This window comes from Micromonospora sp. MH99, from assembly GCF_021442385.1.
GTDB lineage: Bacteria > Actinomycetota > Actinomycetes > Mycobacteriales > Micromonosporaceae > Micromonospora.
This window is the reverse complement of sequence record NZ_MUZA01000146.1, coordinates 1-2,686: the sequence shown is the minus strand read 5'-3', so window position 1 is coordinate 2,686 and position 2,686 is coordinate 1. Positions and strand designations below refer to the sequence as shown.

At 75.5% G+C, this 2,686-nt stretch carries 3 protein-coding genes and 1 pseudogene; 3 read left to right on the top strand and 1 reads right to left on the bottom strand.

The genetic code is table 11. The annotated features are described in order from the left end of the window. The first annotated feature begins 192 nt into the window (after positions 1-192). The 3 genes from B0E54_RS32190 to B0E54_RS32180 all read left to right on the top strand — a co-directional run bounded on the left by B0E54_RS32190 (position 193) and on the right by B0E54_RS32180 (position 1,938). On the top strand, positions 193-612 hold the full coding sequence (locus tag B0E54_RS32190; protein ID WP_234591608.1) for a YchJ family protein: 420 nt from the start codon (positions 193-195) through the stop codon (positions 610-612). Positions 613-814: 202 nt separating this feature from the next. Continuing rightward, the gene (locus B0E54_RS32185) at positions 815-1,555 is read left to right on the top strand and encodes an SRPBCC domain-containing protein (protein WP_234591607.1); all 741 of its coding nucleotides are present in this window, start codon (positions 815-817) and stop codon (positions 1,553-1,555) included. After that, on the top strand, positions 1,552-1,938 hold the full coding sequence (locus B0E54_RS32180) for a VOC family protein (protein WP_234591605.1): 387 nt from the start codon (positions 1,552-1,554) through the stop codon (positions 1,936-1,938). The genes B0E54_RS32185 and B0E54_RS32180 overlap by 4 nt, the downstream gene beginning before the upstream one ends. Before the next feature lie 48 nt (positions 1,939-1,986). Here the strand turns inward: B0E54_RS32180 and B0E54_RS32175 are convergent. Continuing rightward, positions 1,987-2,686 (bottom strand): annotated as a pseudogene (locus tag B0E54_RS32175) (MFS transporter); the annotation flags it as partial.

Sequence of the window (2,686 nt, the reverse complement as noted above, 5' to 3'; positions counted from 1 at the left end):
CGCGCCGAGGTGCTCGGCGCCGAGCTGGCCTGGGCCCGCCGGCACCTGCTGCCCTGGGTGGCCCGGCACCTGCGCGGCCGGTCGTCCGGGGACGACCGGGTCGCGAAACGGCCGATGCCCCTGCCGGTGGCGCTGGACCGCTGACGGCCGGCCGCTCGGGTCGCCCGCCCGGCGGTGCGGCAGGATGGCGGGATGGGCAAGGGCAGGGGCGGCCGGCGGGCGAACGCGACGAGCGGACGGCTCTGCCCGTGCGGCTCCGGCCAGGCGTACGCCGACTGCTGCTCCCCGGTCCACGGCGGCACCGTCCAGGCGCCGACGGCCGAGGCGCTGATGCGTTCCCGGTTCAGCGCCTTCGCCCTCGGCGACGCCGACTACCTGGTGCGCAGTTGGCACTCGTCGACCCGACCCGCCCGGCTGGAGCTGACCTCGGGGCAGCGGTGGACCCGCCTGGAGATCGTCGAGACCGAACGCGGGGGCCTGCTCGACGCCACCGGCACTGTGACGTTCCACGCCCACTACCGCGAGGCGGGCCGACCGGGCACGCTTACCGAACACAGCCGGTTCGTGCGCGAGGACGGCCGGTGGGTCTACCTCGACGGCGACCAGCGCTGACGGCTGCGCGGACGGCCGGTCGGGGCGTACGATGACGGCGGCGTGGTCCTGCGCCGCACCTCCCTCCCGGCGCTCACGCCGCCGGCCACGCGGAGGCAAAGGGGGCCCTGGAGCCCTCGGGACGTGGTGCCACATGCCCCACTCCGGCGGGGTCGGCGGGAGCGTGGGTCCCGGTGACCGTGCCGTTGACCGGGAGCATGTGATGACCGACCAGAGATCGTTCAAGACCCGGGTCCGCGCCCGGATGGCAAAGACCGGCGAGAGCTACACCACGGCCCGCCGGCAGCTGATCAACCGGGCTGCCGCGCCGACCCCGTCTCCGGCGTCCACCGCCGCACCGACCGAGCGGCCCGCCGGCGCGTCCTCGGCACCAGCCGCCGCCGCGCAGACCGAGCGGATCGCCGATGATCTCCTGCGCGACCGGACCGGCCGGGGCTGGGCGGACTGGTTCGCCGTGCTCGACGCCGCGTCCGCCGCCGAGCGGACACACACCGAGATCGCCCGTCACCTGACGGTCGGACACGACGTGCCGGGCTGGTGGGCGCAGACCATCACCGTCGGGTACGAGCAGGCACGCGGCCTGCGCTCGCCAGGCCAACGCCGCGACGGCGGCTTCGAGGCCAGCGCCAGCCGGACGGTGGCGGTGCCGGCGGCGCGGCTGTTCGAGGCCGTCGCCGACGAGACGCTACGCGCCCGTTGGCTGCCCGACGTCGAGGTGCGGGTCCGCACCGCCACCGCGCCGCGCAGCTTCCGGGCCGACTGGGCCGGCGGTCCCACCCGCATCGTCGTCGGCTTCGACCCCGTCGGCGAGTCGAAGACGCGGGTCACCGTCCTGCACGAGAAGTTGATCGGAGCCGAGCAGGCCGCCGAGTTCAAGGCGTACTGGCGGGAACGGCTCACCGCGTTGAAGGTGCTGATCGAGTCGAATGGAGACACCCGATGACCATGACCTTCGTCAACCTGCCGGTGCGTGACCTGACCGTCGCGACCGAGTTCTACCGGGCGCTCGGCTTCACCAGCGACCAGGCCACACCGGACGGGGACAGCATGATGATCACCGTCTCCGACACCACCCGGCTGATGCTGCACGTCCGCTCGGCCTTCGAGGGGTACACGCGGGTGCCCGTCACGGACCCGACGACCAGCCGGGAGGTCATCGTGGGCTTGTCGGCCGAGAGCCGCGAGCGGGTCGACGAGTTGGTCGACCGGGCGGTGGTGGCCGGCGGCGAGTCCCTCGGGGCGGGGATCACCAACGGGCCGATGTACATGCGCGGATTCCGCGACCTCGACGGCCACCAGTGGTCGTTCCTGCACCTCGCCGGCTGAGCGGGTCCCCGGCGGTGGCCACTGCGCCCGCCGCCGGGAACCCGGCCGTCACGGCGTCGGTCCGGGATGTCGCCGGCGGGCCAGCAGCGCCAGCGCCACGACGACGTACGCCCCGGCCACCGCCGCGAACGCCACCGCGTTGCCGGCCGCCGTGGCGACGAGACCGTAACCGGCGTACGTCCCGATGATCAGCACGTCGGTGGCCATCCCGGCCAGCGAGGTGACGGTGGCCCGGCTGGTGCCGGTGATCCGGGCCTGCAACCGCGCGTCGGCCAGCACGGTGGCCAGCTGCGCGGCGCCGAACGCCACAGCGAGCAGCGCGAAGCCGGCCGGGTGCCGGACCAGCGCGCCCCCGGCCAGCGCGACGGCGACCAGGCCGAGCAGCACGGCGTAACCCCGGCGGCCCAGCCGCTCCCCCGCCGGGGCGAGCAGCCCACCGACTGTCACGCCGGCCCACAGCAGCAGGAGCAGCAGCGGCACGGCCTGCGCGCCGACGCCGGTGTCCACGGCCAGCAGCGGCGTGTACTCGTCCAGCGCGCCCCAGTCGGCGGCCACCACCGCGACCAGCAGCACGGCCGCCCGCACGGGGGGCCGCGTGCGGACCTGCGTCACACCGGCCCGCAGCGTGCCCCACCAGGTCAGGTCGCCGTCGTCGTCCGGTGTCGCCGGATCGGGCGCGTGGCCGCCGGGCAGCACGGCGACGGGCAGCAGGGCGTCGGGCGCGTGGCCGCCCGGCGGCACGGCGACC

Coding starts and splice junctions, on each gene's coding strand:
- B0E54_RS32185 (WP_234591607.1), top strand. CDS start 815: ATGACCGACCAGAGATCGTTCAAGACCCGGGTCCGCGCCCGGATGGCA.
- B0E54_RS32180 (WP_234591605.1), top strand. CDS start 1,552: ATGACCATGACCTTCGTCAACCTGCCGGTGCGTGACCTGACCGTCGCG.
- B0E54_RS32190 (WP_234591608.1), top strand. CDS start 193: ATGGGCAAGGGCAGGGGCGGCCGGCGGGCGAACGCGACGAGCGGACGG.